Source organism: Pseudomonas sp. IT-P176, from assembly GCF_949767245.1.
GTDB lineage: Bacteria > Pseudomonadota > Gammaproteobacteria > Pseudomonadales > Pseudomonadaceae > Aquipseudomonas.
In genome coordinates, this window is record NZ_CATKPN010000020.1 from 1 (window position 1) to 217 (window position 217).

Annotated in this window: 1 pseudogene; it reads left to right on the top strand. The window is 61.8% G+C overall.

From position 1 onward, the window contains the following. Positions 1–217: pseudogene (locus ACM6IP_RS00965) on the top strand (phospholipase); the annotation flags it as partial.

Sequence of the window (217 nt, forward strand, 5' to 3'; positions counted from 1 at the left end):
TGACTGACGCGCTGGGCGGCGGCGAGATGAGCGATAAAGCCCGTGAAGCGCAACGGGATGCCGCCAGAAACAATGAGTTTCGACAGATCTGGCTCAAGGAGCAGATTGCAGCGATCGAGAGCAGTACGCTCGTCCCGTCTGCGCGTCCGGGCCTGAAAATTCATGTGTGCTCGCTGGTCGCGCCCGATTCCCCGGCCGGAAAACCGTGGATGCCGGT